Raw genomic sequence first — 26681 nt, 5'->3', positions numbered from 1 at the left:
GAGTAGCCCGGGAGTATGGTCCATTCCCATGGGGAAAACATGGGCCACTCTGGGTGTCGACCTCCATGTCGAGCCGACCGGGTCCGGCATCCGCAAGGGGCTGACGGAGGCGCTGCGCGAGGCCGTCCGGGGCGGCCGGCTGGCCCCCGGGACCCGGTTGCCGTCCTCCCGCTCGCTCGCCGCCGACCTCGGCATCGCCCGCAACACGGTCGCCGAGTCCTACGCCGACCTCGTCGCCGAGGGCTGGCTCACCGCCCGCCAGGGCTCGGGCACGCGCGTGGCGGAGCGGAGCGTCGTACGACCGGCGCCGCAGGCCCCGCCCCGCCGCCGTGAACCGGCCGGTCCCGCCTACGACCTCGTCCCCGGCCGGCCCGACCTCGCGTCCTTCCCGCGCGCCGCCTGGCTCAAGGCGGCCCGCCGCGCCCTGGCCCGCGCCCCGCACGAGGCCCTCGGCTACGGCGATCCCCGCGGACGGCCCGAACTGCGCACCGCCCTCGCGGGCTATCTCTCCCGTGCCCGGGGCGTCCGCGCGGACCCCGAGCGCATCGTGATCTGTTCCGGCTTCTCGGACGGACTCACCCTGCTCGGCGTGATCCTGCGCAGGCGAGGGCTCCGCTCGGTCGCCGTGGAGTCGTACGGGCTGGACACGCACTGGAACCTCCTGCACCGGTCGGGCCTGCGCACGACCCCCCTGCCGTTCGACGAACTAGGCACCGACACAAGGGACATGGCCGGGGTGCGGGCCGTACTCCTCACCCCCGCCCACCAGTTCCCCATGGGCGTGCCCCTGCACCCGGACCGCCGGGCCGCCGTCGTCGCCTGGGCCCGCCGCACCGGCGGGCTCGTCCTGGACGACGACTACGACGGCGAGTTCCGCTACGACCGGCAGCCCGTCGGCGCGCTGCAAGGCCTGGACCCCGACCACGTGGTCCATCTGGGCACCGCCAGCAAGTCGTTGGCGCCCGCGCTGCGCCTCGGCTGGCTGGTCCTGCCGCCATCGCTCGTGGACGAGGTCGTCTCCCTGAAGAGGGAGGGCGGCTGGTCCACCGGGGTACTCGACCAGCTGACCCTGGCGGAGTTCATCACCTCGGGCGCCTACGACCGGCACGTCCGCTCCGCCCGGCTGCGCTACCGGCGCCGCAGGGACGCCCTCGTCGCCGCCCTCGCCACCCGCGCCCCCGAGGTGCGCGCCACCGGCATCGCGGCCGGGCTGCACGCCGTGCTCCGGCTCCCGCCCGGCACCGAGGGGCCGGTCGTGCAGGCCGCCGCCTTCCAGGGCCTGGCCGTGCACGGCCTCTCCCACCACCGCCACCCGGACGCGCTCACCCCGCACCAGGACGCCCTGGTCGTCGGCTACGGCACGCCGCCCGACCACGCCTGGGCGGGCGCCCTGGACGCGCTGTGCCGGGCGCTTCCCTGACGGCTCAGGAAGGCACCGGCGCGGAGGGCTCCTTGGCCGGCGCCTCACCGAACCGCGCCAGCGCCAGCGCCCCCGCCACCGCCACCGCGAAACCGAGCACGGCCAGCCAGGTCAGCCCCTCGCGGGTGCGGTCGCCCAGCCACACCACCCCGACCAGCGCGGGCCCGATCGTCTCCCCGATGACGAGACCCGCGGTGGCCGTCGTCACCGAACCCCGTTCCAGGGCCGTGGTGAGCAGCAGGAACGCGGCGCCGCCACCGATCAGCAGGGCGTACGTCGCCGGATTGGCCAGCAGCGTCCCCGGATCGAGGTCGGCGATCAGCCGGACCGCCACCTCGACCACCCCGAACCCGAAGCCCGACCCGAGGCCCAGCGCGAGCGCCCGCCCCCGGTCGGGCAGCCGTCCGCCGACGAGGGCCAGCACCAGGACGGCCACGGACGTCCCGAGCATCGCGTACTTCAGCGCCAGGGAGCCCGTACGGTCACCCTCCGCGCCGGACGCCAGCCCGAGCATCGCGAGTCCGCCGCACACCACCGCCACGGCGCCCCACTCGACCCGGCTCAGCCGCACATGGAGCAGCCGCGCCGCGACCACCGCGGTGACGGCCAGGCTCGCCGCGAGGGCCGCGCCGACCGCGTAGATCGGAAGGGACCGCAGAGCGAGGATCTGGAGCACGAACCCGACGCCGTCGAGGGCCAGTCCCGCCAGATAGCGCCACTGCCGCAGCGCGCGCAGCAGCAGTGTCGCCGCGCCGCCGGGGCCGCTGCCCGTCCCGCCCTCGCCCGCGGCCCGTGCGGCCATCGCCTGTAGAACCGTCGCCGTACCGAAACAGACCGACGCACCGAGGGCACACACCATTCCAAAGAGCACGAAGTGACTCTAGGGGACGGTGTGCCGCCCGGAGTCCGCCGGTGTCGGCGCGGACGAGCGCGCCGCCTCGGCACACACGCCCACGCCCGCGTCGCCGGGCTCGACCATGCCCACGTCTCCGTCGCCGGGCTCACCAGCGCCCGCGCCCCCGTCGCCGGGCTCGCCCGCACCCACGCCCCCGTCGCCGGGCTCGGCCGCGCTCGCCTCGATGCGGACGAGGGCGGCCGGCTGTTCCACCCGAGCCTCCGGACAGTCCTACGCCCCCAGTACGGCCCGCAGTTGGGCCAGGCCCCAGTCCAGGTCCTCCTCGGAGATGACCAGCGGCGGGGCGATCCGGACGGTGACGCCGTGGGTGTCCTTGACCAGGACACCCCGCTCCATCAGCTTCTCCGAGACCTCCCGGCCCGTGCCGTGGGCGGGGGCGATGTCGACGCCCGCCCACAGACCGCGTCCGCGCACCGCCGTGACCTGACCGGAGTCCTTGAGCAGGCCCAGTTCACGGTGCAGCCGCTCGCCGAGCCGGGCCGCCCGCTCCTGGTACTCGCCCGACCGCAGCATCGCGATCACCTCCAGGGCCACCGCGCAGGCCAGCGGATTCCCGCCGAAGGTCGACCCGTGCTCCCCGGGCCTGAACACCCCCAGCACCTCCGCGCTCGACACCACCGCGGACACCGGCACCACCCCGCCGCCGAGCGCCTTCCCGAGGACGTACATGTCCGGCACCACGCCCTCGTGCTCGCACGCGAACGTGCGGCCGGTGCGCCCGAGGCCCGACTGGATCTCGTCCGCGACGAACAGCACGTTCCGCTCCCGCGTCAGCTCCCGCACGGCCGGCAGATATCCGGCCGGCGGCACCAGCACCCCGGCCTCCCCCTGGATCGGCTCCAGCAGCACCGCCACCGTGTTCTCGGTGACCGCCGACCGCAGGGCCGTCAGGTCCCCGTACGGCACGATCTCGAACCCCGGTGTGTACGGGCCGAAGTCGGCGCGGGCCTCGGGGTCCGTCGAGAAGCTGATGACCGTCGTCGTACGCCCGTGGAAGTTGTTGCCCGCGACCACGATCTTCGCCATCTCGGCGGGGACGCCCTTGACCCGGTACCCCCACTTGCGGGCCGTCTTCACGGCCGTCTCCACCGCCTCCGCCCCGGTGTTCATCGGCAGCACCATGTCCATGCCGCACAGCGCGGCCAGCTCGCGGCAGAAGTCCGCGAACCGGTCGTGGTGGAACGCCCGCGAGGTCAGTGTCACCCGGTCCAGCTGCGCCTTGGCCGCCTCGATCAGCCGCCGGTTGCCGTGGCCGAAGTTCAGCGCCGAGTACCCGGCCAGCAGGTCGAGGAAGCGGCGCCCCTCGACATCCGTCATCCAGGCACCTTCCGCCGTCGCCACGACGACCGGCAGCGGGTGGTAGTTGTGCGCGCTGTGCGCCTCGGCCGAGGCGATGAACGCCTCCGTCGTCTCCCTGGCATCCATGGTGGTCACGGGGTCTCCGTTCGTGCGAGGGCGGGCTTGTGGCTCCTTTCCTATCGTCGCTCGCATGGTGGACCGGGGACCCCGGTGATCCGGCGCGCCCGGTAGGCTTCCCGGCGGGGCCGTGACTGGCGCGCTGGGATGGGACCGACCATCGGGGAGCGGCACCCGCGCTGTGGTTTTCCCGGGGCGATCCCGGACCGCTGGACGGAGTGACAGGCCGCCCCGAGGGGCCCGGACCGACCGGGCGAGGAGCCGTGGCAACCGAGTGCCGTGCGCCTGGGCCGACCCGTGAACGCTGAACGCAACGTCCGGAGGCCGTCATGCCAAAGCCCCTTTCCACCGAGTCCACCGCCTTCCGCAGCGCCCTCGACGTGATCAGGGCCGTGGAGCCCCGCGTCGCCGACGCCATCGGCCAGGAGATCGCCGACCAGCGCGACATGCTGAAGCTGATCGCCTCCGAGAACTACGCCTCCCCGGCCACGCTGCTGGCCATGGGCAACTGGTTCAGCGACAAGTACGCCGAGGGCACCGTCGGCCGCCGCTTCTACGCGGGCTGTCGCAACGTCGACACCGTCGAGGCACTCGCCGCCGAGCACGCCCGCGAACTGTTCGGCGCCGAGCACGCGTACGCCCAGCCGCACTCCGGCATCGACGCCAACCTCGTCGCCTTCTGGGCCGTCCTCGCCGCCCGCGTGGAGGCCCCGGCCCTCGCCGAGGCGGGCGTCCGCAACGTCAACGACCTCTCCGAGGCCGACTGGGCCGAACTGCGGCGCGCCTTCGGCAACCAGCGCATGCTCGGCATGTCCCTGGACGCCGGCGGCCACCTCACCCACGGCTTCCGCCCGAACATCTCAGGAAAGATGTTCGACCAGCGCTCCTACGGCACCGACCCCGCCACCGGTCTCATCGACTACGAGGCCCTGCGCGTCTCCGCCCGTGAGTTCAAGCCGCTGATCGTCGTCGCCGGCTACTCCGCGTACCCCCGTCTGGTGAACTTCCGGATCATGCGGGAGATCGCCGACGAGGTCGGCGCGACCCTCATGGTCGACATGGCGCACTTCGCCGGTCTGGTCGCGGGCAAGGTCCTCACCGGCGACTTCGACCCGGTCCCGCACGCCCAGATCGTCACGACCACCACGCACAAGTCGCTTCGCGGCCCGCGCGGCGGCATGGTCCTGTGCGACGAGACCCTCGCCGAGCAGGTCGACCGCGGCTGCCCGATGGTCCTCGGCGGCCCGCTGCCCCACGTCATGGCCGCCAAGGCCGTCGCGCTCGCCGAGGCCCGCCGCCCCGAGTTCCGCGACTACGCGCAGGCCGTCGTCGACAACTCCCGTGCCCTGGCCGAGGGCCTGATGCGACGCGGGGCCACCCTGGTCACCGGCGGCACGGACAACCACCTGAACCTCATCGACGTCGCCTCCTCCTACGGCCTGACGGGCCGCCAGGCCGAGTCCGCGCTGCTCGACTCGGGCATCGTCACCAACCGCAACGCCATCCCGGCCGACCCGAACGGCGCCTGGTACACCTCCGGCATCCGTATCGGCACGCCCGCGCTGACCACCCGCGGTCTCGGCGCGACCGAGATGGACGAGATCGCCGGCCTGATCGACCGGGTCCTGACCGCGGCGGAGGCCGGGACCACCGCCAAGGGCGCCCCGTCCAAGGCGCAGCACGTCCTGGACGCGAAGGTCTCCGACGAGATCGCCCACCGCGCGAGCGACCTGCTCACCGGCTTCCCGCTCTACCCGGAGATCGACCTCGGCTGACGCACGTCACCGGCGCCGGACCCCATCCGGCGCCGGGCACAGGCCGTCCGACCCGACGCCGCTCGGCTCGGGCCGGCCGGTCACGGGACTTCGACCAGCTCCTGGTGCGGCCCCAGCAGCGGCACGGCGTTCTCCCGCCGGGCCCGGACCGCCGCCTGGCTGATGAACCACGCGGCGCCGCCGCCGAGCGCCACGCCCGCCGCGAGTCCGGGCACCGCCCAGAACGCCGGGTCCAGCTGCACCGTGGGGGCGGACGCGACCGACCCTGAGCCGAAGAGCCGTCCGTCCTTCATCAGCTCGTCGAACACCGAGCGCGGCGCCACGTGCCAGCGGATGTCGTGGTTCATCGAGTCGGGCGACAGGTTCGACCGCACCCACGGCGTACCGTCCGAGTCGAGATACACCTGGTCCTGGCGGCTGAGGATGACATCGCCGCCGGGGGTCACATGGGCGGTCCGCGTCCCGTCCCCGGGACCCGTGACCCCCCAGATCACCGTGGCCTGAAGCTCGGGGAGGTGACCGTCCCTCCACCCGTCGGGCGCCTTCTGCGTTCCCGTGTACCGGGGAGACAGCAGCCGCCACAGCCGCCCGAAGTCCGGGTCCGCGTTGTGCAGGGTGGTCGTGCGTCCCGTGTCCCCCGCGATCGTCAGGGCGACGTCCGGGCTGTCGCCCGAGGAGCGCTGCGCGACGCTCTCGCGGACCGCCGGTGCGACCACCGGCCCGCTCGCCGCCGGGCCGGCCACGGCGGACGGCGCCACCGACATCACCGCGGCGGCGGTCGCCCCCAACGCCCCCACCACCGTGACCACTTCACGAAGCCCGCGCATGGAACCCCCAACCGGCCGACGAAGAGTCGGCCCGCACACCGTTGTGCCACATCCTGGGTGCGCCGAAGGACCCGCCGGGGGTTCCCCTCGACGGCGACGTCCGAGCAGCGCTCCGCCCTGCCGAATCCGGTTACCAGGCGGTCCGGCATTCTTAAACGCCGGTGACCTCGAACAACACCCCCTCCAGCAGGAACGTCATCTCACCGTTGCACTTCCATGACAGCGAGTGGCCGAAAGCTGCTCAGGTGAGCGAATCGGTCACCTTCTGTGCCGGTGGTGTGGAGGTCGGGTGGGCGCGGTTCCGGGAGCCACGGCGCGGACCCGCCCGAGGTGCATCTCTTTCCGGCCAGTTCCGGAGCGGGCCCCGGCACCTGAGAGAATGGTGAACATGGCCTCTGACAGTCCTCGCGTGCTCTCCGGAATCCAGCCCACGGCGGGCTCGTTCCACCTCGGCAACTACCTCGGCGCCGTCCGTCAGTGGGTGGCGCTCCAGGAGTCCCACGACGCGTTCTACATGGTCGTCGATCTGCACGCGATCACGATCCCGCAGGACCCCGCGGATCTGCGGGCCAACACCCGGCTGGCGGCGGCGCAGCTGCTCGCCGCGGGCCTCGACCCCGAGCGCTGCACGCTCTTCGTCCAGAGCCACGTCCCCGAGCACGCGCAGCTGGCCTGGGTCATGAACTGCCTCACCGGCTTCGGCGAGGCCTCCCGCATGACCCAGTTCAAGGACAAGTCCGCCAAGCAGGGCGCCGACCGCGCGAGCGTGGGCCTGTTCACGTACCCGGTCCTCCAGGTGGCGGACATCCTGCTGTACCAGGCCCACGAGGTCCCGGTCGGTGAGGACCAGCGCCAGCACATCGAGCTGACCCGCGACCTCGCGGAGCGCTTCAACGGCCGCTTCGGCGAGACGTTCCGGATTCCCAAGCCGTACATCCTCAAGGAGACGGCGAAGATCTTCGATCTCCAGGACCCGTCGATCAAGATGAGCAAGTCGGCGTCGACGCCGAAGGGCCTCATCAATCTGCTCGACGACCCGAAGGTGACGGCCAAGAAGGTCAAGAGCGCGGTCACCGACACGGACACCGTCATCAGGTACGACGCGAGCGCCAAGCCGGGTGTCAGCAACCTCCTGACCATCTACTCCACCCTCACCGGCACCTCGATCGCCGAGCTGGAGCAGGAGTACGAGGGCAAGATGTACGGCGCGCTGAAGACGGACCTCGCCGAGGTCATGGTCGACTTCGTGACGCCGTTCCGGGAGCGCACCCAGCAGTATCTGGACGACCCCGAGACGCTGGACTCGATCCTGGCCAAGGGTGCCGAGAAGGCGCGGGCCGTCGCCGCGGAGACGCTCTCCCAGGCGTACGACCGGGTCGGTTTCCTGCCCGCCAAGCACTGACGGCCGAGGCCGCCACCGCGGGAGTGGCCGTGCCCCGGCCGGACGGCGGCGGCACGGCTCCCTACCACAGCACCTTCGGCACTCAGTACGAGACGAGCGCGACACTCCCGCGACGGCCGATTGCGGGTCATACCGCCGTACAGTCGAAAGCCGGGGAGCCGAGGAATCGCCTCCGCCGCGCAGCACCAACCGGACAGCCCGAGCACCGACGACGACAGGAGACGACGTGGGGACCGTAACGATCGGCGTGTCGATCGCGGTCCCGGAGCCTCACGGCAGCCTGCTCCAGGAGCGGCGCGCGGGCTTCGGCGACCCCGCGGCCTGCTGCATTCCCACGCATGTCACCCTGCTGCCGCCGACCGAGGTCGAGCAGTCGGAGCTGCCCGCGGTCGAGGCGCACCTGGTCCAGGTCGCCGCCGCCGGGCGTCCGTTCCCGATGCGGCTGTCCGGCACGGGCACCTTCCGCCCGCTGTCGCCGGTCGTCTACGTACGTGTCGCCGAGGGCGCCGAGGCCTGCACCCGGCTCCAGCAGCGGGTCCGGGACGCCTCGGGCCCCGTCGCCCGTGAGCTCCTGTTCCCGTACCACCCGCACGTCACCGTGGCCCACGGCATCGGCGAAGAGGCCATGGACCACGCCTTCGAGGCGCTGTCCACGTTCGAGGCCGGGTGGCCCTGCACCGGATTCGCCCTCTACGAACAGGGTGCCGACGGTGTGTGGCGCAAGCTCCGCGAGTTCGCCTTCGGCGGCGCGGTGGTGCCCCCGCAGGCCTCCTCGCCCGAGCGGGACACCACCCTTCCGGCCCTCTGACCGGTCCGTCCGGCCCCCTGTCCGGTCTCTCCGTGGCTCCGCCCGGTCCGCGGGACCTCAGACCGGCAGCCGCCTGAACACCGCCCGGGGCGTGTGCCGCAGCGCCGACATGACCACCCTGAGCGCGCCCGGCACCCACACCGTCTCGGAGCGGCGCCTGAGCCCCAGCTCGATCGCCGCGGCCACCGCCTCCGGAGTCGTCGACAGCGGCACCTCCGGCAGATGGGCCGTCATCCGCGTACGGACGAACCCGGGGCGTACGACCATGACGTGGGCGCCGGTGCCGTGCAGGGCGTCGCCCAGGCCCTGCGCGAAGGCGTCGAGGCCCGCCTTGCTGGAGCCGTAGATGAAGTTCGAGCGACGGGCACGTTCGCCCGCGACCGAGGACAGCACCACCAGGGAGCCGTGCCCCTGCGTCTGGAGCGCCCGCGCGCACACCAGGCCCGAGGACACCGCGCCCGTGTAGTTGGTCTGCGCGACCCGGACCGCCGCGACCGGTTCCTTCTCGTCCAGGGCCTGGTCGCCGAGGACCCCGAAGGCCATCAGCACCATGTCGATGTCCCCCTCGGCGAACACCTTGCCGAGCACGGCCTCGTGGGACTCGGGATCGAGAGCGTCGAAGGCGAGGGTGCGGACGTCCGCGCCGAGCCCGCGCAGCCGCTCGGCCGCCTCCTCCAGGGCGGGCGCCGGCCGTCCGGCGAGCCACACCGTGCGGGTGCGCCGGGTGATCATCCGGCGTGCGGTGGCCAGCGCGATCTCGGACGTGCCGCCGAGGACCAGCAGGGACTGGGGGATACCGAAGGCGTCCTTCATGACAGCGAGCTCCTAGAGACGGGGGAACCGGACGGACGGCCGGGGATGGGGCCGCTGTGCGGGTGGGGGAACGGCGCGGGGGCACCGGTGCGTCGCCCTGCGGGCGGGACCTGGCGGGCACGCCCTAGAGGCCGAGCCGGCGGGACAGGTCCGAGGTGAACACTCCCCGCGGGTCCAGCTCCTGGCGCAGCGCCCGGAACACGCCGAGCCGCGGATACATCGAGGCCAGCAGTTCGGGCCGCAGCCGCGCGTCCTTGGCGAGGTACACGCGCCCTCCGGCGTCCGCCACCTCCTCGTCCAGCTCGTCGAGGAAGCCGCCGAGGCCCGGCAGGCCAGCCGGGATGTCCAGGGCCAGGGTCCAGCCGGGCACGGGGAAGGACAGCCAGCCCGGGTCGCCGTCGCCGAAGCGCTTCAGGACGGCGAGGAAGGAGGGGCAGCGACGCCCGGAGATGCGCCGCACGATCCGGCGCAGGGTCTCCTCCCGGCCGTGCCCGACGACGAACTGGTACTGGACGAAGCCGCCGCGCCCGTAGACGCGGTTCCAGTGCGGCACCCCGTCGAGGGGATGGAAGAAGGCCGGGATCGGCTGGAGTTCGCCGCGCCGGGCGCGCGGCGCCTTGCGGTACCAGAGCTCGTTGAACAGGCCCACCGTCGTGCGTCCGAGGAGCCCCTCGGGCAGGAAGGCGGGGGCGGCCGGCAGACGCGACGGGCGGAACGCCAGCGGGTGCCGGCGCGCCCGCGCGTCCAGCGCGTCCAGCGGCGCGTGATCGCCGCGGGTCAGCACCGCGCGGCCCGTGCCCGCCCCGCGCGCGAGGAGGTCGATCCAGGCCACCGAGTAGCGGTAGCGGTGGTCGGTGGCGGTGAGACGCGCCATCAGGTCGTCCAGGTCCACCGCGCGTTCGGTGTCGACGGACATCAGGCCGCTCTCCACCGGCTGGAGGCGGACGGTGGCCGTCAGGATCACACCGGTCAGGCCCATGCCGCCGGCCGTGGCGTCGAACAGGGGGGTGCCGCGCCCGACCGTCCTGATCTCGCCGTCCGCCGTCAGCAGCTCGAAGGACAGGACATGACGGGAGAAGGAGCCCGACACATGGTGGTTCTTGCCGTGGATGTCCGCGCCGATCGCGCCGCCGATCGTGACGTAGCGGGTCCCCGGGGTCACCGGCACGAACCAGCCCAGGGGGAGGAGGACCTCCATGAGCCGGTGCAGGGACACCCCCGCGTCGCACAGGACCGTTCCGCCGCTCGCGTCGATGGCGTGGATCCGGTCGAGGCCCGTCATGTCGAGCACCGCCCCGCCGGCGTTCTGCGCGGCGTCGCCGTACGCCCGTCCGAGTCCGCGGGCGATCCCTCCCCGTGCCCCGCACTCCCGGACGGCCGCCGCCGCCTCCCCGTAGGTGCGCGGACGGACCAGACGGGCGGTGGTCGGGGCGGTGCGGCCCCAACCCGTGACGGAGACGGAGTCGGCAGGCATGACCGTGACCGTAGCGCCGCGAAGGGAACGCGACGGGGCAATCCACCCAGCGCTCCGGGCTCCTCACCGAAATGGGTGATTAATGGGATGTCGTCCAAGATTGCCGTAATTCTTTGACCGCTCCCTAGAAGAGTGGCATCACATGGACGACCTTGACGACCGTGACGAGATGGATCGGCGGCTTGACGACCATGGCCACCGGGGCGACAGGGATCAACGCCCGAACGGCCACGGCCACCGGGGCGGCGGCATGGACCGACGGCTGCTGTCCGTGCTCCATGCCTACGGCGGGGACCCGCGCGTCGCGGCCGTCGCGCGCGCCCTGTCCTGGAGCGGGGAGCACGGCGCCCTGTGGCTGGCCGCGGGGCTCGCGGGGGCGGCCGCCGACGGCGCGCGGCGCGACGCGTGGCTTCGCGCCACGGCGCTCACCGCGGGCGCGCACCTCGCGAGCATGGGCGTGAAGCGGATCGTGCGCCGCCCGCGTCCGACGCACGTGGCGCCCCGGGCGCGCACCGCCGGACGGCACTCCTTCCCCAGCTCGCACGCGGCCTCCGCCGGCGCGGCCGCGGTGGCCTACGGCATGCTCGGCGCCTACGCCGTGCCGCCGCTCGCCGCCGCGATGTGCCTCTCGCGCCTGGTCGTCGGTGTCCACTACCCCACGGACATCGCCGCCGGCGTGGCCCTGGGCGCCGCGACGGCCGGACTGGGCGCCCGCTGGATCGGAGCCGGCCATGGCTGAGCGCACGGCGCTCCTGGAGCGCGCCCCGGTCCTGGCCCCGCCGCCGAGGACCCTGACCGGGCTGCTGCGGGGCCTGGTCAGGACCGCGCGCCCCCGCCAGTGGGTCAAGAACGTGCTGGTCGTGGCCGCCCCGGCCGCCGCGGGTCGGCTCTTCTCGCCGCACGCGTTCGGCCGGCTCGCCCTCGTGTTCGTCCTGTTCACGGCCTGCGCCGCCGCCGTGTACCTGATCAACGACGCCCGGGACGCCGCCGCCGACCGCGCCCACCCCGTCAAGCGCCACCGCCCCGTCGCCTCGGGCCAGGTCCCCGTCCCGGCCGCGTACGCCGTCGGCGGCGCCCTCGGGGTCCTCGGGCCCGCGGCCGCCGCCTGGTTCTGCTCGGCGGCCGTCTGCGCGCTGCTGACCGCGTACATCGGCATGCAGCTGGCGTACTGCGTCAGCCTCAAGCACGTGCTCGTCGTTGACCTCGTCGTCGTCACGACCGGGTTCCTGATGCGGGCCATGATCGGCGGCCTGGCCCTGGGCATCCCGCTCTCGCGCTGGTTCCTGATCACCACCGGGTTCGGCGCGCTGTTCATGGTCTCGGCGAAGCGATACTCCGAGGCCGTGCAGATGGCGGGGAAGGCGGGGGCCACGCGGGCGCTGCTCACCGAGTACACGACCGGCTATCTGCGCTTCGTCTGGCAGCTGGCCGCCGGGGTCTCCGTCCTCGGCTACTGCCTGTGGGCCCTTGAGGAGGGCGGGGCGCCGAGCACCGGCCTGCTGCCGTGGCGCCAGCTGTCCATGGTCGCCTTCATCCTGGCGGTCCTGCGCTACGCGGTCTTCGCCGACCGGGGCGCGGCGGGCGAGCCGGAGGACGTCGTCCTGCGCGACCGCCCGCTCGCCCTCATCGGGCTGGTGTGGCTGGCGATGTACGGGCTGGCCGTGGCGCACTGGTGAGCGTCACCGAGGACCGGCCCGGCCCCGGGTTCCCCACCGGTCGCGTGACCGACGCGGGGGCACCGGCCGCCCCGGCGGCCGTCGGCGCGGAACCGGTGGCGGAGCCCGGCGGCCCCGGGGCGGTCCGGCGGCCCTTCCTGCGGGAGCTCATCGGGTTCGCCGCGGTCGGCTCCCTCGCCTACGCGGCCGACCTCGGTCTCTTCGTCTGGCTCCGCGGCCCGGCCGGTCTCGACCCGCTGACCGCCAAGGCGCTGTCCTTCCTCGCGGGCTGCTCGGTGGCGTACGCCGGGAACGCGCTCGGCACCTACCGGCACGCGGCCGCCCGCGGCCCGCGCCCGTACATGATCTTCTTCGCGGTGAACATCGCGGGCGCGCTCGTGCAGCTGCTGTGCATCGCCGTCAGTCACTACGGGCTCGGTTTCACCTCGCCGCGCGCGGACACGGTCTCCGGAGCGGGGATCGGCATGGCGCTGGCGACTGTCCTGCGATTCTGGGGTACCCGCTCACTGGTTTTCCGAGGCGAGGGCAGAGTCGGATCATGGACTGGCTGAAAAAGATTCCCGGCGTGGGACCTCTGGTCGTACGCCTGATGGCCACGCACGCGTGGCGGTCGTACGAGCGGCTCGACCGGGTGAAATGGACACGGCTCGCCGCGGCGATGACCTTCATCAGCTTCATCGCGCTGTTCCCGCTGCTGACCGTGGCCGCCGCGATCGGCGCCGCCACGCTCAGCCCCCAGCAGCAGAAGGACCTCCAGGACAAGCTCGCCGAGCAGGTGCCGGGCATCTCCGACCAGCTCGACATCCACGCCCTGGTCCAGAACGCGGGCACGATCGGGCTCGTCGCGGGCGCCCTGCTGCTGATCACCGGCATCGGCTGGGTCGGCCAGATGCGGGACTGTCTGCGCGCGGTCTGGGAACTGCCCGACGGCGAGGAGAACCCCCTGCTGCGCAAGCTCAAGGACGGGGGCATCCTCATCGGTCTCGGCGGCGCCGTGCTCCTGACCATCGCCGTCTCCACCCTCGCGTCCACCGCGATGGGCTGGTCGGCGCGGCACGTGGGCCTCGACGAGAACGGCTGGGGGACCACCCTGCTCCAGGTCGTCGCGTTCGCGGTGGCCGTGCTCGCCGACTTCCTGGTCCTGCTGTACGTCCTGACGCTGCTGCCCGGAGTCGAGCCGCCGCGCCGCCGGCTGATCGTCGGGGCGCTGATCGGCGCCGTCGGGTTCGAACTGCTCAAGCTGCTGCTCAGCGGCTATATGCGCGGGGTGGCGTCGAAGAGCATGTACGGCGCCTTCGGTGTGCCGATCGCCCTCCTGCTGTGGATCAACTTCACCTCGAAGCTGCTCCTGTACGCCGCCGCCTGGACGGCGACCCGGAGCGAGGGGCAGGACCGGGAAGCGGCCCGTCCGCAGGAACCGGCGGCTCCGGACGAGCCCGCCGGTTCGCCGGAACCGGCGGGCGCCGAGGGCCGGAAGGACTCCGGGGCCGCGCGGTACGCGAAGGCCCCGAAGTCCCGGGCGGTCAGCGGCGGCGGCGCATCAGGTCCGGCAGCGGCCAGCGCCTGTTGACCAGGAACACGCCCGCCGCGAGCAGGACGAGGAAGCCGCCGGCCAGGCCGAGCGCGATCCCGATGCCGCTCGAACCGCCCCTTCCCGCGGCGGTGGAGGCCGCCACCGGCTTCGTGGAGGCGTTCGCGCCGCCCGAACCCGCGCCGGGGCTCGCGCCGCCCGACGCGTTCGCACCCGGCTGGGCGGTGGTGTCGACGCCCTTGGGCGGGACCAGTTCACCCACCGGCTCGACCTTGCCGGCGGCCTGGAATCCCCAGTCGAGCAGCTGCGCGGCCTCCTTGTAGACCTCGTTGTGCTCCTTCTTCTCCGGGTTCATGACCGTCACGAGCAGCACTTTTCCGCCGCGTTCGGCGACACCCGTGAAGGTGGCGCCCGCGTTGGTGGTGTTGCCGTTCTTCACGCCCGCGATGCCCTGGTACGGGGTCACGTCGCTGTCACCGGCCAGCAGCCGGTTGGTGTTCTGGATCTCGAAGGTCGGGCGGCCGGTCGTGCCCTTCCCCTTCCCCTTCCCCTTCCCCTTCTCGTTCCTGGCCGTCACGCCGGGGAACGAGGCCCGCACCGTCGAGCAGTACTCCCGGAAGTCCTTCTTCTGGAGCCCCGAACGGGCGAACAGCGTCAGGTCGTACGCCGACGACACCTGGCCCCCGGCGTCGTAGCCGTCCGGGCTGATCACGTGCGTGTCCAGGGCCTGGAGGTCGTCGGCGTGCGCCTGCATGTCCTTGACCGTCTCCGCGACGCCGCCGTTCATCGCGGACAGCACGTGCACGGCGTCGTTGCCGGAACGCAGGAACACCCCGAGCCACAGGTCGTGGACGGAGTACGTCTCGTTCTCCCTTATGCCCACCACGCTGGAGCCCGCGCCCATGCCCGCCAGGTCCGACGGGGTCACCTTGTGCGAGGTGCTCCTCGGGAACTTGGGCAGCACCGTGTCGGCGAACAGCATCTTCAGGGTGCTCGCCGGGGGCAGCCGCCAGTGCGCGTTGTGCGCGGCCAGGACGTCCCCGGACTCCGCGTCGGCGACGATCCAGGAACGGGCGGTGACGTCGGCGGGCAGGACGGGGGCGCCGCCGCCGAGGCTCACCTGGTTGCCGGGGCGGCCGAGCCGCTCGCCGCCGAGGCTCGACATGTGCGCGGGGGGTGTGGCCGTCGGCGAGGCCGTGGGACTCGCCGAGGGGCTCGCGTCGGCGGTGGCGGCGAACGCGGGCGCGGTGAGGGAAAGGGTCAGCAGGGTAGCGGAAGCGGTCAACAAGGATCGCCGAATGGTCTTTTTCGAGGCGGGCACGATCGAGAAAGTACAGGGGTTGTGACCGGAATTCGCGTCACCGACCGGCGAAGCCGCCCCGCCCTCTCCACCCCGGCGCCGGACCACGGTGGGTGACGGCGATACTGAACGCATGAAGCTCAGCCGCCCCGTGTCCTGGTTCCTGCTCGCCTTCGGGGTGTGGAGTTGGGTCATTTGGGTCACTTTCGCTAAGAATCTCTGGGAAGACGCCAGTGGGCTCGCGTTCGACGACGCGGGCGATCCGACGGCGTACTTCTGGGTGCATCTCACCCTCGCCGTCGTGTCGTTTGTCCTTGGGACGGTCGTCGGGGTCATCGGGTTGCGCGGCGTACGCGCTTTGCGCCAGACGTCATAACGGGGGCTACGGCGTCATGGTCATCTTGTTCGTGTCGGCGGTCCTGGCCGCGCTGGCCGTTCTCGTCGCCCTGCACCGGTACGCCTATCTGCGACTGGTGCGCGACACCACGAGCGGCCCAGGACCGGTCCGCCGGCTGGGCGCGGCCGTCTTCGTCGCCGGGCCGCTGCTGATGGTGGGCGCCGTCGCGAGCGAGCGCGCGGGAGCTCCGTTCTGGCTCCAGCGGACGCTGTCCTGGCCCGGGTTCCTGTGGATGCCGGTGGGCCTCTACCTCGTACTGGCGCTGCTGGCCGGAGAACTCGTCCGACCGCTCCTGAGGCGGACCCTGGAGCACAGGGCCGCCCGGCAGCGCGAGCACCAGGACCCCGCGCCCCCCATCGAGCCGACGACCCAACCGGAACCGGCCGAACCGGCGGAGCCCGCTGCACCGGCGGAGCGGGCTGGACGCGTGGTCCCCGCCGAGGCGACGGAGGCCGTTCCCGCGCCGTCGCGGCGGCTGTTCGTCTCCCGGGTCGTGGGCGGCACCGCCGCGGCCGTCGCCGTCGGGACCGTCGGCCTCGGAACGTACGGAGTGCTGCGCGGGCCCCGGGTGAAGCGGGTCACCGTGCCGCTCGCCAAGCTGCCCCGCTCCGCCCACGGTTTCCGGATCGCCGTCGTGAGCGACATCCACCTCGGGCCGGTCCTGGGGCGCGGGTTCGCGCAGAAGGTCGTCGACACCATCAACGCCACGCAGCCCGATCTGATCGCCGTCGTCGGCGACCTGGTCGACGGCAGCGTCAAGAACCTCGGTCCCGCGGCCGCGCCGCTCGCCGGGCTGCGCGCCCGGCACGGTTCCTACTTCGTCACCGGGAACCACGAGTACTTCTCCGGAGCCGCTCAGTGGGTCCGTCAGGTGCGGGAGCTGGGAATCCACCCCCTGGAGAACGCGCGCACCGAGCTGGCCGGGTTCGACCTCGCCGGAGTGAACGACCTCCAGGGCGAGAGCGAGGGACAGGGCCCCGACTTCGGCAAGGCGCTCGGCGACCGCGACCGGACACGGGCCTGCGTGCTGCTCGCCCACCAGCCGGTGCAGATCCACGAAGCCGTACGCCACGGCGTCGACCTCCAGCTGTCCGGACACACCCACGGCGGACAGCTGTGGCCGGGCAACTTCGTCGCGGCCGCCGCCAATCCGACGGTCGCCGGTCTGGAGCGCTACGGAGACACCCAGCTCTACGTGTCCCGGGGCGCGGGGGCCTGGGGACCGCCGACCCGCGTCGGCGCGCCGTCGGACATCACGGTCGTCGAGCTGGCGTCGCGCGAAGCCTGAGAATCCTCTGTGCGACGGCCGGAAAAGATCATTTTCGTCGGACCCGAGCTCTCTCCCCGATTCCCTTCCCCGGCTGAAACTCCTGTGGTTAGGTGATCCGCGTCACTAGGGGAGTGACGTGCGGGGCGCCTGGGGAGGGCACCGATGCGATCGGTTCGCTTATGGATTCTCGCGACACTGCTCGTCCTGGCGGGAGTGGGTGTGGCCGGCTGGCAACTGCTGCCGGCGAAGCAGAACAGCGACCGCACCATCACGGTGGGTACGACGGACGCCGTCACCTCGCTCGACCCGGCCGGCGCCTACGACGCCGGATCCTGGGCCCTGTTCAGCAATGTGTTCCAGTCGCTGCTCACCTTCGAGCCCGGCGGCACCAAGCCCGTTCCGGACGCGGCCAGGCGCTGCTCCTTCACCGACGCGGGGCTGCGCACCTACCGTTGCACGCTCCGTGACGACCTGACCTTCGCGAGCGGACGCAGGATGACCGCGGAGGACGTGAAGTTCTCCTTCGACCGGATCAAGCGCATCAACGACGAGGTCGGGCCCGCCTCCCTGCTCTCCACCCTGGGCAGTGTGGACGCGAGCGGCCTGACCGTCACCTTCCATCTGGCCTCGCCGGACGCGACGTTCCCGTTCAAGCTGGCGACCGGCGCCGGGTCGATCGTCGACAGCACCCGCTATCCCCGGCGCAGCCTGCGTACCGACAGCGGTGCCGACGGCACGGGGCCGTACGTCCTGACGACGTACGAGCGGGACGCGAAGGCCGTCCTCGCCCCCAACTCCCGCTACGAGGGTGCCGTCGGCGACCTCGGGCGGCCCGTCGTCCTGCGCTACTACCCCAACTCGCAGGCGCTCCAGGTGGCCTGGAAGGCGAAGGAGCTGGACGTCGTCGCCCGTCAGCTGCCGCCCGCCGTCCTCGCCGCGCTCTCGCCGAGCGACCCGGCCCAGCGCGTCACGGCGGCCGACAGCGCCGAGACCCGCAACCTGGTCCTCGACGTGCGCGCCGGCTCCCCGCTGCACGACCGGCGGGTCCGGCAGGCCCTCGCCTCGCTGATCGACCGCGAGAAGCTCGTCGCCCGGACGTACCGGGGGACCACCGAAGCGCTGTACGGGCTGATCCCGGCCGGGATCACGGGGCACACGACCGCGTTCTTCGACAGTTACCCGCAGCCCGACGCCAAGAAGGCGCGGGCCCTGCTGACCGAGGCCGGGGTCTCCCTGCCCGTGCGCTTCACCTACGGCTTCGCCGAGGGGCGTGGCGCCGCGGCCGAGGAGGCGGCCGAACTCAAGCGGCAGCTGGAGGCGGGCGGGCTGTTCAAGGTGACGACCGAGGGGTTCGAGTGGACCGAGTTCCAGAAGAAGTACGCGGAGGGCGGGCTGGACGCCTGGGCGGTCGGCTGGGTCGCCGACTACCCCGACGCCGACACCTTCGGCGCGCCGCTCGTGGGCACCGGCAACAGCATGAAGAACGGCTACAGCGACAAGGGCGTCGACCGGCTGATCCAGCAGACCCAGGAGGACGCCGACCGCAGCCGTACGGCGGACGCGTTCCGCAAGCTCCAGACGGACGTGGCCCGGGACGTCCCGCTCATACCGCTGTGGCAGCGCAAGGACTACGTCATCAGCACCGAGGACATCGGCGGCGGCGAGTACCTGTCCGACGGAACCGGCGTCTTCCGCCTCTGGCAGCTGAGCTGGCTGTGACCACCCCCGTGATGCCCACTGCCGCCGGCACCACGACCGCGGGCGGCGGTCGACGGCCGTAGCCGTGACCGCCGCCCGCGGACGAGGAGGGTGAGCGACAGGCCCTAGGGGTGCGGAGTGGATCCGTACGCCGTCAGGAAGCGGTCGCGGAACGCGCTCATCTTCCACACCGGGGCGGCGTGCTCGGGCTGGAGGCCGTCCGTCCAGCCCCAGTCGGCGATCTTGTCGAGCACCTTCGGGTCCTTGGCGACGATCGAGACGGGCACATCACGGCTGGCGTGGTCGCCGCTGACCCGGGCGATCGGCTGGTGGTCGCCGAGGTAGATCAGCACGGTGTTCTTGTTGCCGTACTTCACCAGGTAGTCGATCAGGCTCGTCACCGAGTACGAGATCGCCTTGCCGTACTCCACCTTCGACTTCGGCGAGCTGGTGATGATGTCGGAGGGGCTCTTGCCGGCCTTCTCGATCGCGTTGTAGATCGAGCCGTCGCCGACCTGGTCCTGGGGGACCGTCTTGGGGATGGGTGCCCAGGGCTGGTGGCTGGAGGTCAGGATGATCGTCGACAGCAGCGGCTTGTCGTGCTTCTTGCTGTGCACCAGGCGCTCGTACGCGGTCAGGGCGTACTGGTCGGGCATGGTCGACCAGCTGAACTTCGGGCCCTTGTAGCCGAGATGGTGGGCGTCGTAGAGCTTGTCGATGCCGTAGAACTTCTGCTCGGGCCAGGCCTTCTGGATACCCGGCATGACACCCACGGTGTCGTAGTCGCCGGTCTTTTTGAAGGCGCTGATCAGGGTCAGGTGATCGCCCGCGGTCACGGTGCGGTAGCGCTGCTGGTTGTTGATCCACAGGCCCGACAGGAACGTCGAGTGACCGAGCCAGCTGCTGCCGCCGTACGTCGCCGAGGTGAGCCAGCCGCTCTTCGCCGCGAAACCGGCCTGGGTCAGCTTCTTGTTCTCCGCGGTCAGCGTCGCGTCGACGCGCGGTGCCATCAGCGGGTCCTCGATGGCGCTGCGGCCGTAGCTCTCGATGAACGTGATGATCATGTCTTTGTCGCGCAGGTCGGTGAGCATCTGGCTGGGCGGCGTGTTGGCGAAGTTGTCCTTCTTGGAGATCCTCGCGAACTCGGCCTCGTCCCGCAGGGTCTGCCGCACGGCCTCGGCCCGGCCCTGGACCACCTGGGTGGTCTGCTCGGAGGCTATGGGGACTCCGGTGGGCTGTACGCCCAGAGCCGCGCAGGTGACCCAGGCCATGGCCAGGACCAGTGTCGTACGGGTCGCCTTCTCGGTGTTGCGGGCCGCCAGGTTGCCGAGCCGCACGACCGACAGCGTCATGACGGCCAGTACGGCGATCACGAGCGTCACGGCCAGGGCCGCGATGCCGAGCGCGCCGCCGTTGCCGAACGTGTCCTGGAGATAGGACTGCGCGTCACCGAAGAGCGACCAGTCGAGGATGACGTTGAAGCCCCGCCCGAGGTATTCGTTGAACTCGATGTCGAGGACGTTCAGGACGGTCAGGACGCCCAGGGCGAGACCGGCGAGCACGGACAGGACGATCCGCGGCGTGCGCGGCAGGACGATCAGCAGCGCGGCGCCGAAGATGGCCTCCACCGGGAGACGCAGGAACTCGGCCGGCTGGAACTTGTCCGCCTGGCTCGGCATGAGCAGCGCGAACAGGACGAGGGCGGCGGCGGCGAGGGTCGTGGCCCACGCGAGGGTACGGGCGGCGACGGGATACCGGTCCCGCCACCCGCGCCACCGGCCGCGCACGGGCGGCTCGTCTCCCGGAGGCTCCTCCCCGTCGCCCGCCCCGCCGCCGAGGGCCGTGTCCGGGGCCTCCTCGACCGGGGACGAGGTGGCCTCCGAGGCGTCGTCCGCGTCCGCCTCGACAGGCGCTTCGATCGCGACGTCGGTGGCGGTCTCGGTCGCGGTGTCGTCGCCGGTCCCGGCCGCTTCAGCCTGTTCACCGGAACCGGAGTCGGAACCGGAGTCGGAATCGGAATCAGAACCGGAGTCGGAACCGGAGTCTGCTTGCGCCGCGGTCCCTTGGGGGGCGCCGGAATCGATCGAGGCGGCCCCGTCGGTCTCCGGGGCCGCCCCTGCCGCTGCCTCTCCCTCACCCGGGGCGGCGGCGTCCTCATCGGTGTCCGCGAGCGGTTCCGGCGTCGGTTCGTCGCGCGCGGGCGCCTCGTCCGTGTTCGGCAGCTGTCGAGAGCTTGTGTTGAACGACAACCCGGCGGTCCTTCCGTGCGGTGCGCGGTGGTGTGTGGCGGGCCGATCGGAAGTGACCAATTCGCCCTCATCGTGGTGTACGGGGCCGCGCCGACCCGTGTTCAAGCCCCTCGGTCAGCTTTTGTTCAAGTCCCTTTCCGCAGGTCGCGACCGGGTGGTGAGGGCTTCCCGGCCGTTCGCGCCACCTCGCCGCCGCACACCCTCACCGCGCGGGCAGCGTCACCGTCACCGCCAGGCCCTCGCCCGGTGCCGTCCGGACCACGACGTCTCCCCCGTGCGCCCTCACCACGCCCTCCACGATCGCCAGGCCGAGCCCGCTGCCCGCGCCGCCGCCCGCCCGGAAGAAGCGGTCGAAGACGCGCACCGCGTCCTCCGGCGCGAGCCCGGAGCCCTTGTCGGCGACACACAGCCGCAGGACACCGTCCGCCCGCTCCAGAGCGAGCCGCACCGGCACGTCGTCGGGCGTGTGGGTGCGTACGTTGGCCACGAGATTGCCCAGCACCTGGCGCAGCCCCGACTCGTCGGCCCGTACGAGCAGCGTGCCGTCGGCGTCCACGGTCACCGGGCGGCCGGGCTGCTGGGCGCGCAGATCGGCGGCCGCGTCCCGCACGAGCCGGCTCAGATCGACGTTCCTGAAGCGCAGTTCGGGCCGCTGGTCGAGACGGGCCAGGGTGAGCAGCTCGTCGACCAGCCGGCCCATGCGGTCGGCCTCCGCGTTCATCCGGTCCCAGGCCCGTCGGCGCTCGGCGGGATCGGTCAGCATCCCCTTGTCGTACAGCTGGAGGTAGCCGCGTATCGCCGCGAGCGGGGTGCGCAGTTCGTGCGAGGCGTCACCGACGAAACGGCGCAGCTGGGCGGCGCTGTCCTCGCGCGTCCGGTAGGCCGACTCGACCTGGTGCAGCATGGAGTTGAGGGCGAGCCGCAGCTGTTCGACCTCCTGGGTCGGATGATGGCTGGAGGGGACGCGCCGGGTCAGATCGCCCTCGGCGATGGCGGACGAGGTCTCCACCATGGCTTCCAGCGGCAGCATCCGCCGGCGCACGCTGAACATCGTGAGGCACGCGAGGAGCGCCAACAGCAGGGTGCCCACGGCCAGATCGAGCTTGAGCGCCTTGGCGATCCCCTTGTGCAGTCCGTCGGTCGAGGTGGCGAACAGGACGTACGTCCCGTCGGCGAGCCGTGCCCCGGTCGCCCGGTAGGCGGCGCCGCGCACGGTGACGTCGCGCGGGTCGCCGCCGCGGGCGAGTGCGGCGGGATCGTCCACGGCGGCGGCGAACGCGCGCTGCGTCGCGCCGGGCCGGAAGCCGGCCACCTCGACGGCCGCGCCGTGCCGGTCGACGGCCGCGAAGATCGAGTCGGGTTTCGGCGACTCGTCCGCCGCGGGTCCGATGCGGTCGCGTACGAACGCGAGGGCGCTCAGCGAGTCGATCTGGCGCATGGTGAGCCGGGAGACGCCCAGTGAGTCACGGGTCTTGAGAAGCTCGGCGTCCACCTGGTCGAGCAGATAGTGCCGCATGCCCATCAGGCTCACGGCGGTCGCCACCACGATGCCGAGGGCCAGCAGTCCCACGTTCGCGAGGGTGAGCTGGCCGCGCAGCGAGTGGATGCCGTGCTTGCGGCGCACGGGCCGGCAGCCGGTCCGGAGCGGCGGCTTCATGCGAGCCCGTATCCCACGCCCCGGCGGGTCTCGATCACCGGCGGGCCCAGTGGTTCGAGCTTGCGCCGCAGGTAACTGATGTACGTCTCGACGACCGTGGACTCGGCCGGGTGCTCGTACTGCCAGACGTGGCGCAGGAGTTGCTCCTTGGACACGATCCGCCCGCCGTTGCGGACGAGGAAGCGCAGCAGCGCGTACTCGGTGGGGGTGAGTTCGACGGTGGTGCCCGCTCGGTGGACGCGGTAGGTCGTCTCGTCCAGCTCCAGATCGCCGTAGCGCAGGGGCGGCCGCTGCGGCAGGACGTCCTCGGGCCGGGTGCGGCGCAGGACCGCGGTGATCCGGGCGACGACCTCGTCGATGTTGAACGGCTTGGTGATGTAGTCGTCGCCGAAGCCGAGCGCGCCGACGATCTCGGCGGGCGCGTCCCGCGCGGTGAGGAAGACGACGGCCAGGTCGGGCTGCCGCAGGCGCAGTTCGCGGCCGAGGGCCCGGCCGTCGCCGTCCGGCAGCATCACGTCGAGCAGCGCCGCGTCGGGGCGGGTGCGTTCGGCCAGGGCGAGCGCCTCGCGGACGCAGCCCGCGGCCATCACCTCGAAGCGGTGGTAGCGCAGGGCGATGGTGAGGACGTCGGCGATGCTCGGCTCGTCCTCGACGACGAGGACGGTGGCTCCCTCGTGGGCGGTCATGTCCCCAGTATCGACGCGGCCGTTGACGGCGGGCGGCGTTCGCGCCTTGGAGTTCCTTGAGAGTCATGGGCGGGTCGGGTCCACTCGCGCGCGTGGTCGCGAATGCTGGTGTCCAGGACCTGGGGGACCGACCGACTAAGGAGCGTTGAACGTGGCGGTATTGGCACGGTGGTGCTATCGGCACCGGCTGGTGGTCCTGTTGCTTTGGGTGGGTGCGCTGTTCGGGCTCGGGTTCGCGGCGACCACCGCGGGCACGGACTACGCGAACGTGTTCTCCCTTCCGAACACGGACTCCAAGCGTGCGTACGACCAGATGGAGAAGGCCTTCCCCAACAGCGCGGGGGACACCGACACGGTGGTGTGGAAGGTCGCGGACGGCACGGTGAAGGACGCGTCCGTGCGGTCGCGGATCCAGCCGGTGCTGGACGAGATCGCCGGGATGAAGGGCGTCGGCCAGGTCGCGGGGCCGTACCAGGGGGAGGGGGGCGCCGCGCGGATCAGCAAGGACGGCCGGATCGCGTACGCCCAGATCACCTTCGCCGAGCAGGCGAACGCCGTACCCAAGGACCTGGTGCGGAAGGTCATGGACACCGCGCAGGGTGCCGAACGGTCCGGACTCCAGGTGGAGTTGGGCGGGCAGGCGATCCAGCGGGTGCAGGAGCCGCCCACCGGGCTCGCGGAGATGGTCGGCATCCTGGCGGCGGCCGTCGTCCTCTTCCTCGCCTTCGGTTCCTTCTTCGCGATGCTGCTGCCCATCGGCATCGCGATCTTCGGCGTAGGTACGGGGCTGTTCTCCACCCAACTGCTCAGCCACACCACGGACATCCCGGACCTGGCCCCGCTGCTGGCCACGTTGATCGGTCTCGGTGTCGGCATCGACTACGCGCTGTTCATCGTCACCCGGCACCGGCGCGGCCTGCTGCGCGGGCTGGCGCCCGAGGACGCTGCGGTCGTCGCCCTCAACACGTCCGGGCGCGCGGTGCTGTTCGCGGGCGGAACGGTGTGCATCGCGCTCGCGGGCATGCTGGTGACGAACCTCCGCTTCCTGGACGGGGTGGTCATCGGCACCTCCCTGACCGTCGTGTTCAGCGTCCTGGCCGCCGTCACGCTGCTGCCCGCGCTCCTCGGGGTGCTCGGTGTCCGGGTGCTCAGCCGGCGTCAGCGGCGCAAGCTGGCGGAAGGCGGCCCCGAACCGGAGCGGGCGAGCGGGGCCGCGGCGCGCTGGTCGATGACCGTGCAGCGCCGCCCCCGTACGATCGCGGCGCTCGCGGTGGCCGTGATGGCGGTCCTCGCGGTCCCCGTCCTCTCGCTGCACCTCGGTGCCACCGACCAAGGCAACGACGACGCGAAGACGACCACCCGGCAGGCCTACGACCTGCTCGCCGAAGGCTTCGGGCCCGGCTTCAACGGCCCCTTGCAGGTGGTCGTGACCGCGGGGGACACCCAGGCCCTGGCGAAGAGCATCGGGGGCACGCCCGGGGTCGCGGCGGTCGCCGCGCTGCCGCCGGCCAACGGGGTCACGGTGATCCAGGTGGTGCCGGCGACCTCACCGCAGTCGGTGCGGACCGACCACCTCATCGACACCCTGCGGGACCGGGTGATCCCGGACGCCGGGGCGACGGCCCATGTCGGCGGTGTGACCGCCGTGTCGAAGGACTTCGCCACGATCACCGGCGACCGGCTGCCCTGGTTCGTCGCCACGATCATCGGCCTCGGATTCCTGCTCCTGCTGATCGCCTTCCGCTCCCTGGTGGTCCCGCTGACGGCCGCCCTGATGAACCTGATCGCGGCCGCCGCCTCCTTCGGCGTCCTGGTCGCCGTCTTCCAGTGGGGCTGGGGCCTGGGGCCAATGGGCCTCGGCAAGGAGGGCCCGATCAACGCCTTCCTGCCCGTCATCATGCTCTCGCTCCTCTTCGGCCTGTCCATGGACTACCAGGTGTTCCTGGTGAGCCGGATGCACGAGGAGTGGGTGCACACGAGGGACAACGCGCGCGCGGTGCGCGTCGGGCTCGCGGAGACCGGCCGGGTCATCAACTCGGCCGCCCTGATCATGGTGTGCGTCTTCCTCGCCTTCGTCCTGAGCGGTGACTCGGGGGCGGCGATGGCGGGGGTCGGCCTCGCGGCCGCGGTCGCCCTGGACGCCTTCATCCTGCGTACGGCCCTGGTGCCCGCCGCGATGCATCTGCTCGGCGACTCCAACTGGTGGCTGCCCGCGTGGCTGGACAAGCGGCTGCCGCATCTGGCGGTGGAACCGGCCGAGGAGCCCTCGGGGGACGCGGCTCCGGTCCCGGGCGGGGCCTCGGCCGTGCACGGGTTCGTCCGGGACGCGGACGGCGAGGCCGTCGACGGAGCGGTCCTCACGCTGCTGTCCAAGGGCGGACGCCAGCTGGACCGGGTGACCTCGCTGGCCGACGGTTCCTACATCGTCTCGGTCCCAGCCCCGGGGACGTATCTGCTGTCGGCGACGGCCCGTTCGTACGGGGCGCGGGCACGGCACGTCGTCGTCACGGACGAGCCGCTGGTGCACGACGTGGAGCTGGCGCAGGGAGAGGTGGACGCCGACGCGGTCAACTGAGGCCGTACAGCCCCGGACCGTTCCGGCGCGACGGGGGGTGCCCGCCTCGGCGGGCGCCCCTCACTCCGTCTTCCCGGCCGGTGGGGAAGGTTCTCGTCCCGTCTTCTTCGCCGGGTCCGGCAGGGCCTTCGTCATGCCCGGCAGGAAGTCCGTGAACAGTTCGTGCACCTCGTGGACCAGGGGGCGCAGCAGCCGGAAGCGGGCCAGCGAGACACCGCGCGCCGTCAGCCGCGCGCCGCGCTCGGCGAGCCGGTAGCTGCGCTCGCGGTCCTCGGTCCGGTCGAAGACCCAGTACAGGACGAGCCCCATCTGCGAGAGCCACATCAGCTCGGGCAGCACCTCGCGCAGTTCCTCGGGGACCTTGGTCCTCGCCCCGGCCAGCACCTCCTTGTGGACGCTGATCGCCTCCTGGCGCGCGTGCTCGGACTCGGGAGAGAAGGGGCTGAGCGGACTGTCCGGGTCGGCCGCGTTCTTGAAGAACTGCACGGCGAACTCGTGGTACGGCGTGGCGATGTCCAGCCACACCCGCAGCACCCCGCCCAGCCGGGCCTCCAGGTCCCTCTCGCGGTCCAGCACGTCCCGGACCGCCGCCCGGTGTTCGGCGGCGATCCGGTCGTAGAAACCCTGGATCAGGTGTTCCTTGCCGGCGAAGTAGTAGTACGCGTTGCCGACGGAGACCCCGGCCTCCTGGGCGATGGCCCGCATCGTCGTCTTGTCGTAGCCGCGTTCCTGGAAGAGCCGCATCGCGGTCTCCAGGATCAGGGCCCGGGTCTGTTCGCTCTTCGCCGGGC

General features: G+C 72.2%; 23 protein-coding genes. 12 read left to right on the top strand and 11 right to left on the bottom strand.

The genetic code is table 11. The features are described 5' to 3' along the window. Positions 1-28 precede the first annotated feature (28 nt). Positions 29-1420 carry a MocR-like pyridoxine biosynthesis transcription factor PdxR gene (pdxR, locus tag ACZ4AA_RS06735; protein ID WP_467596513.1) on the top strand — a complete coding sequence of 464 codons (1392 nt, stop codon included), beginning with the start codon at positions 29-31 and terminating at the stop codon, positions 1418-1420. A 4-nt stretch (positions 1421-1424) separates the two neighbouring features. Here pdxR and ACZ4AA_RS06730 read toward each other — a convergent pair whose 3' ends face one another. Genes ACZ4AA_RS06730 through rocD form a run of 3 tightly spaced genes read right to left on the bottom strand, consistent with a single transcriptional unit; the run spans position 1425 to position 3761 of the window. After that, positions 1425-2279, bottom strand: coding sequence for a DMT family protein (locus tag ACZ4AA_RS06730; RefSeq protein WP_467597108.1), 855 nt, complete (start codon positions 2277-2279; stop codon positions 1425-1427). Positions 2280-2300: 21 nt separating this feature from the next. Beyond that, a complete protein-coding gene (locus tag ACZ4AA_RS06725) occupies positions 2301-2528 on the bottom strand; it encodes a hypothetical protein (protein WP_467596508.1) in 228 nt (75 codons plus the stop codon). Between the two features lie 18 nt (positions 2529-2546). Further along, entirely contained in the window at positions 2547-3761 is a 1215-nt protein-coding gene (rocD, locus tag ACZ4AA_RS06720; protein WP_467597104.1) for an ornithine--oxo-acid transaminase, read from the bottom strand. A gap of 320 nt (positions 3762-4081) precedes the next feature. Here rocD and ACZ4AA_RS06715 point away from each other — a divergent pair, with 320 nt between their 5' ends. Next, positions 4082-5527: a glycine hydroxymethyltransferase gene (locus tag ACZ4AA_RS06715; protein ID WP_467596503.1), complete on the top strand. Its 1446-nt coding sequence runs from the start codon at positions 4082-4084 to the stop codon at positions 5525-5527. Positions 5528-5607: 80 nt separating this feature from the next. Here the strand turns inward: ACZ4AA_RS06715 and ACZ4AA_RS06710 are convergent, their stop codons facing one another. Beyond that, positions 5608-6354: a hypothetical protein gene (locus ACZ4AA_RS06710; RefSeq protein ID WP_467596501.1), complete on the bottom strand. Its 747-nt coding sequence runs from the start codon at positions 6352-6354 to the stop codon at positions 5608-5610. 388 nt (positions 6355-6742) lie between these two features. Between ACZ4AA_RS06710 and trpS the strand changes: the two genes are divergently transcribed. Together trpS and ACZ4AA_RS06700 are read left to right on the top strand one after the other, a co-directional pair. After that, on the top strand, positions 6743-7756 hold the full coding sequence (gene trpS, locus ACZ4AA_RS06705; protein ID WP_467596499.1) for a tryptophan--tRNA ligase: 1014 nt from the start codon (positions 6743-6745) through the stop codon (positions 7754-7756). 226 nt (positions 7757-7982) lie between these two features. Then, a complete protein-coding gene (locus ACZ4AA_RS06700) occupies positions 7983-8564 on the top strand; it encodes a 2'-5' RNA ligase family protein (protein ID WP_467596495.1) in 582 nt (193 codons plus the stop codon). A 57-nt stretch (positions 8565-8621) separates the two neighbouring features. Here ACZ4AA_RS06700 and ACZ4AA_RS06695 read toward each other — a convergent pair whose 3' ends face one another. Beyond that, positions 8622-9377 carry a decaprenylphospho-beta-D-erythro-pentofuranosid-2-ulose 2-reductase gene (locus ACZ4AA_RS06695; RefSeq protein WP_467596492.1) on the bottom strand — a complete coding sequence of 252 codons (756 nt, stop codon included), beginning with the start codon at positions 9375-9377 and terminating at the stop codon, positions 8622-8624. A gap of 124 nt (positions 9378-9501) precedes the next feature. After that, positions 9502-10851 carry an FAD-binding protein gene (locus tag ACZ4AA_RS06690; RefSeq protein ID WP_467596487.1) on the bottom strand — a complete coding sequence of 450 codons (1350 nt, stop codon included), beginning with the start codon at positions 10849-10851 and terminating at the stop codon, positions 9502-9504. Between the two features lie 250 nt (positions 10852-11101). Between ACZ4AA_RS06690 and ACZ4AA_RS06685 the strand changes: the two genes are divergently transcribed. The 4 genes from ACZ4AA_RS06685 to ACZ4AA_RS06670 all read left to right on the top strand — a co-directional run bounded on the left by ACZ4AA_RS06685 (position 11102) and on the right by ACZ4AA_RS06670 (position 14097). Next, the gene (locus ACZ4AA_RS06685) at positions 11102-11590 is read left to right on the top strand and encodes a phosphatase PAP2 family protein (RefSeq protein ID WP_467597099.1); all 489 of its coding nucleotides are present in this window, start codon (positions 11102-11104) and stop codon (positions 11588-11590) included. Beyond that, on the top strand, positions 11583-12527 hold the full coding sequence (locus ACZ4AA_RS06680) for a decaprenyl-phosphate phosphoribosyltransferase (protein ID WP_467596484.1): 945 nt from the start codon (positions 11583-11585) through the stop codon (positions 12525-12527). The genes ACZ4AA_RS06685 and ACZ4AA_RS06680 overlap by 8 nt, the downstream gene beginning before the upstream one ends. Before the next feature lie 95 nt (positions 12528-12622). Continuing rightward, positions 12623-13078 (top strand): GtrA family protein, encoded by a 456-nt coding sequence (locus ACZ4AA_RS06675; RefSeq protein WP_467597097.1) that lies wholly within the window; start codon positions 12623-12625, stop codon positions 13076-13078. After that, positions 13066-14097 carry a YihY/virulence factor BrkB family protein gene (locus ACZ4AA_RS06670; RefSeq protein WP_467596481.1) on the top strand — a complete coding sequence of 344 codons (1032 nt, stop codon included), beginning with the start codon at positions 13066-13068 and terminating at the stop codon, positions 14095-14097. Before ACZ4AA_RS06675 ends, ACZ4AA_RS06670 begins: the two co-directional genes overlap by 13 nt. Here ACZ4AA_RS06670 and ACZ4AA_RS06665 read toward each other — a convergent pair. Next, positions 14051-15379 carry a D-alanyl-D-alanine carboxypeptidase family protein gene (locus ACZ4AA_RS06665; RefSeq protein ID WP_467596478.1) on the bottom strand — a complete coding sequence of 443 codons (1329 nt, stop codon included), beginning with the start codon at positions 15377-15379 and terminating at the stop codon, positions 14051-14053. The two genes, ACZ4AA_RS06670 and ACZ4AA_RS06665, sit on opposite strands and share 47 nt — an antisense overlap. A 112-nt stretch (positions 15380-15491) precedes the next feature. Between ACZ4AA_RS06665 and ACZ4AA_RS06660 the strand changes: the two genes are divergently transcribed. The 3 genes from ACZ4AA_RS06660 (at position 15492) to ACZ4AA_RS06650 (ending at position 18744) form a co-directional block, all read left to right on the top strand. After that, positions 15492-15734: an SCO4848 family membrane protein gene (locus ACZ4AA_RS06660; protein ID WP_339131045.1), complete on the top strand. Its 243-nt coding sequence runs from the start codon at positions 15492-15494 to the stop codon at positions 15732-15734. 16 nt (positions 15735-15750) lie between these two features. Continuing rightward, complete coding sequence (locus ACZ4AA_RS06655; RefSeq protein ID WP_467596474.1) at positions 15751-17043, top strand: metallophosphoesterase; 1293 nt, start codon at positions 15751-15753, stop codon at positions 17041-17043. 144 nt (positions 17044-17187) lie between these two features. Continuing rightward, entirely contained in the window at positions 17188-18744 is a 1557-nt protein-coding gene (locus tag ACZ4AA_RS06650) for an ABC transporter substrate-binding protein (protein WP_467596471.1), read from the top strand. Positions 18745-18848: 104 nt separating this feature from the next. Here ACZ4AA_RS06650 and ACZ4AA_RS06645 read toward each other — a convergent pair whose 3' ends face one another. The 3 genes from ACZ4AA_RS06645 to ACZ4AA_RS06635 all read right to left on the bottom strand — a co-directional run bounded on the left by ACZ4AA_RS06645 (position 18849) and on the right by ACZ4AA_RS06635 (position 23315). Next, positions 18849-20972, bottom strand: coding sequence for a sulfatase-like hydrolase/transferase (locus ACZ4AA_RS06645; protein WP_467596468.1), 2124 nt, complete (start codon positions 20970-20972; stop codon positions 18849-18851). A 202-nt stretch (positions 20973-21174) separates the two neighbouring features. Beyond that, on the bottom strand, positions 21175-22629 hold the full coding sequence (locus ACZ4AA_RS06640; protein ID WP_467596465.1) for a sensor histidine kinase: 1455 nt from the start codon (positions 22627-22629) through the stop codon (positions 21175-21177). Next, positions 22626-23315 (bottom strand): response regulator transcription factor, encoded by a 690-nt coding sequence (locus ACZ4AA_RS06635; protein ID WP_467596462.1) that lies wholly within the window; start codon positions 23313-23315, stop codon positions 22626-22628. Before ACZ4AA_RS06635 ends, ACZ4AA_RS06640 begins: the two co-directional genes overlap by 4 nt. A 160-nt stretch (positions 23316-23475) precedes the next feature. On the opposite strand from ACZ4AA_RS06635, the gene ACZ4AA_RS06630 reads away from it, so the two are divergent. After that, positions 23476-25890: an MMPL family transporter gene (locus ACZ4AA_RS06630; protein WP_467597094.1), complete on the top strand. Its 2415-nt coding sequence runs from the start codon at positions 23476-23478 to the stop codon at positions 25888-25890. A gap of 60 nt (positions 25891-25950) precedes the next feature. Here the strand turns inward: ACZ4AA_RS06630 and ACZ4AA_RS06625 are convergent, their stop codons facing one another. Then, on the bottom strand, positions 25951-26634 hold the full coding sequence (locus ACZ4AA_RS06625) for a TetR family transcriptional regulator (protein WP_467597091.1): 684 nt from the start codon (positions 26632-26634) through the stop codon (positions 25951-25953). Between the last annotated feature and the right edge of the window lie 47 nt (positions 26635-26681).

The organism is Streptomyces sp. NPDC024698, assembly GCF_055559015.1.
This window is presented reverse-complemented; position numbering and strand designations above follow the sequence as displayed.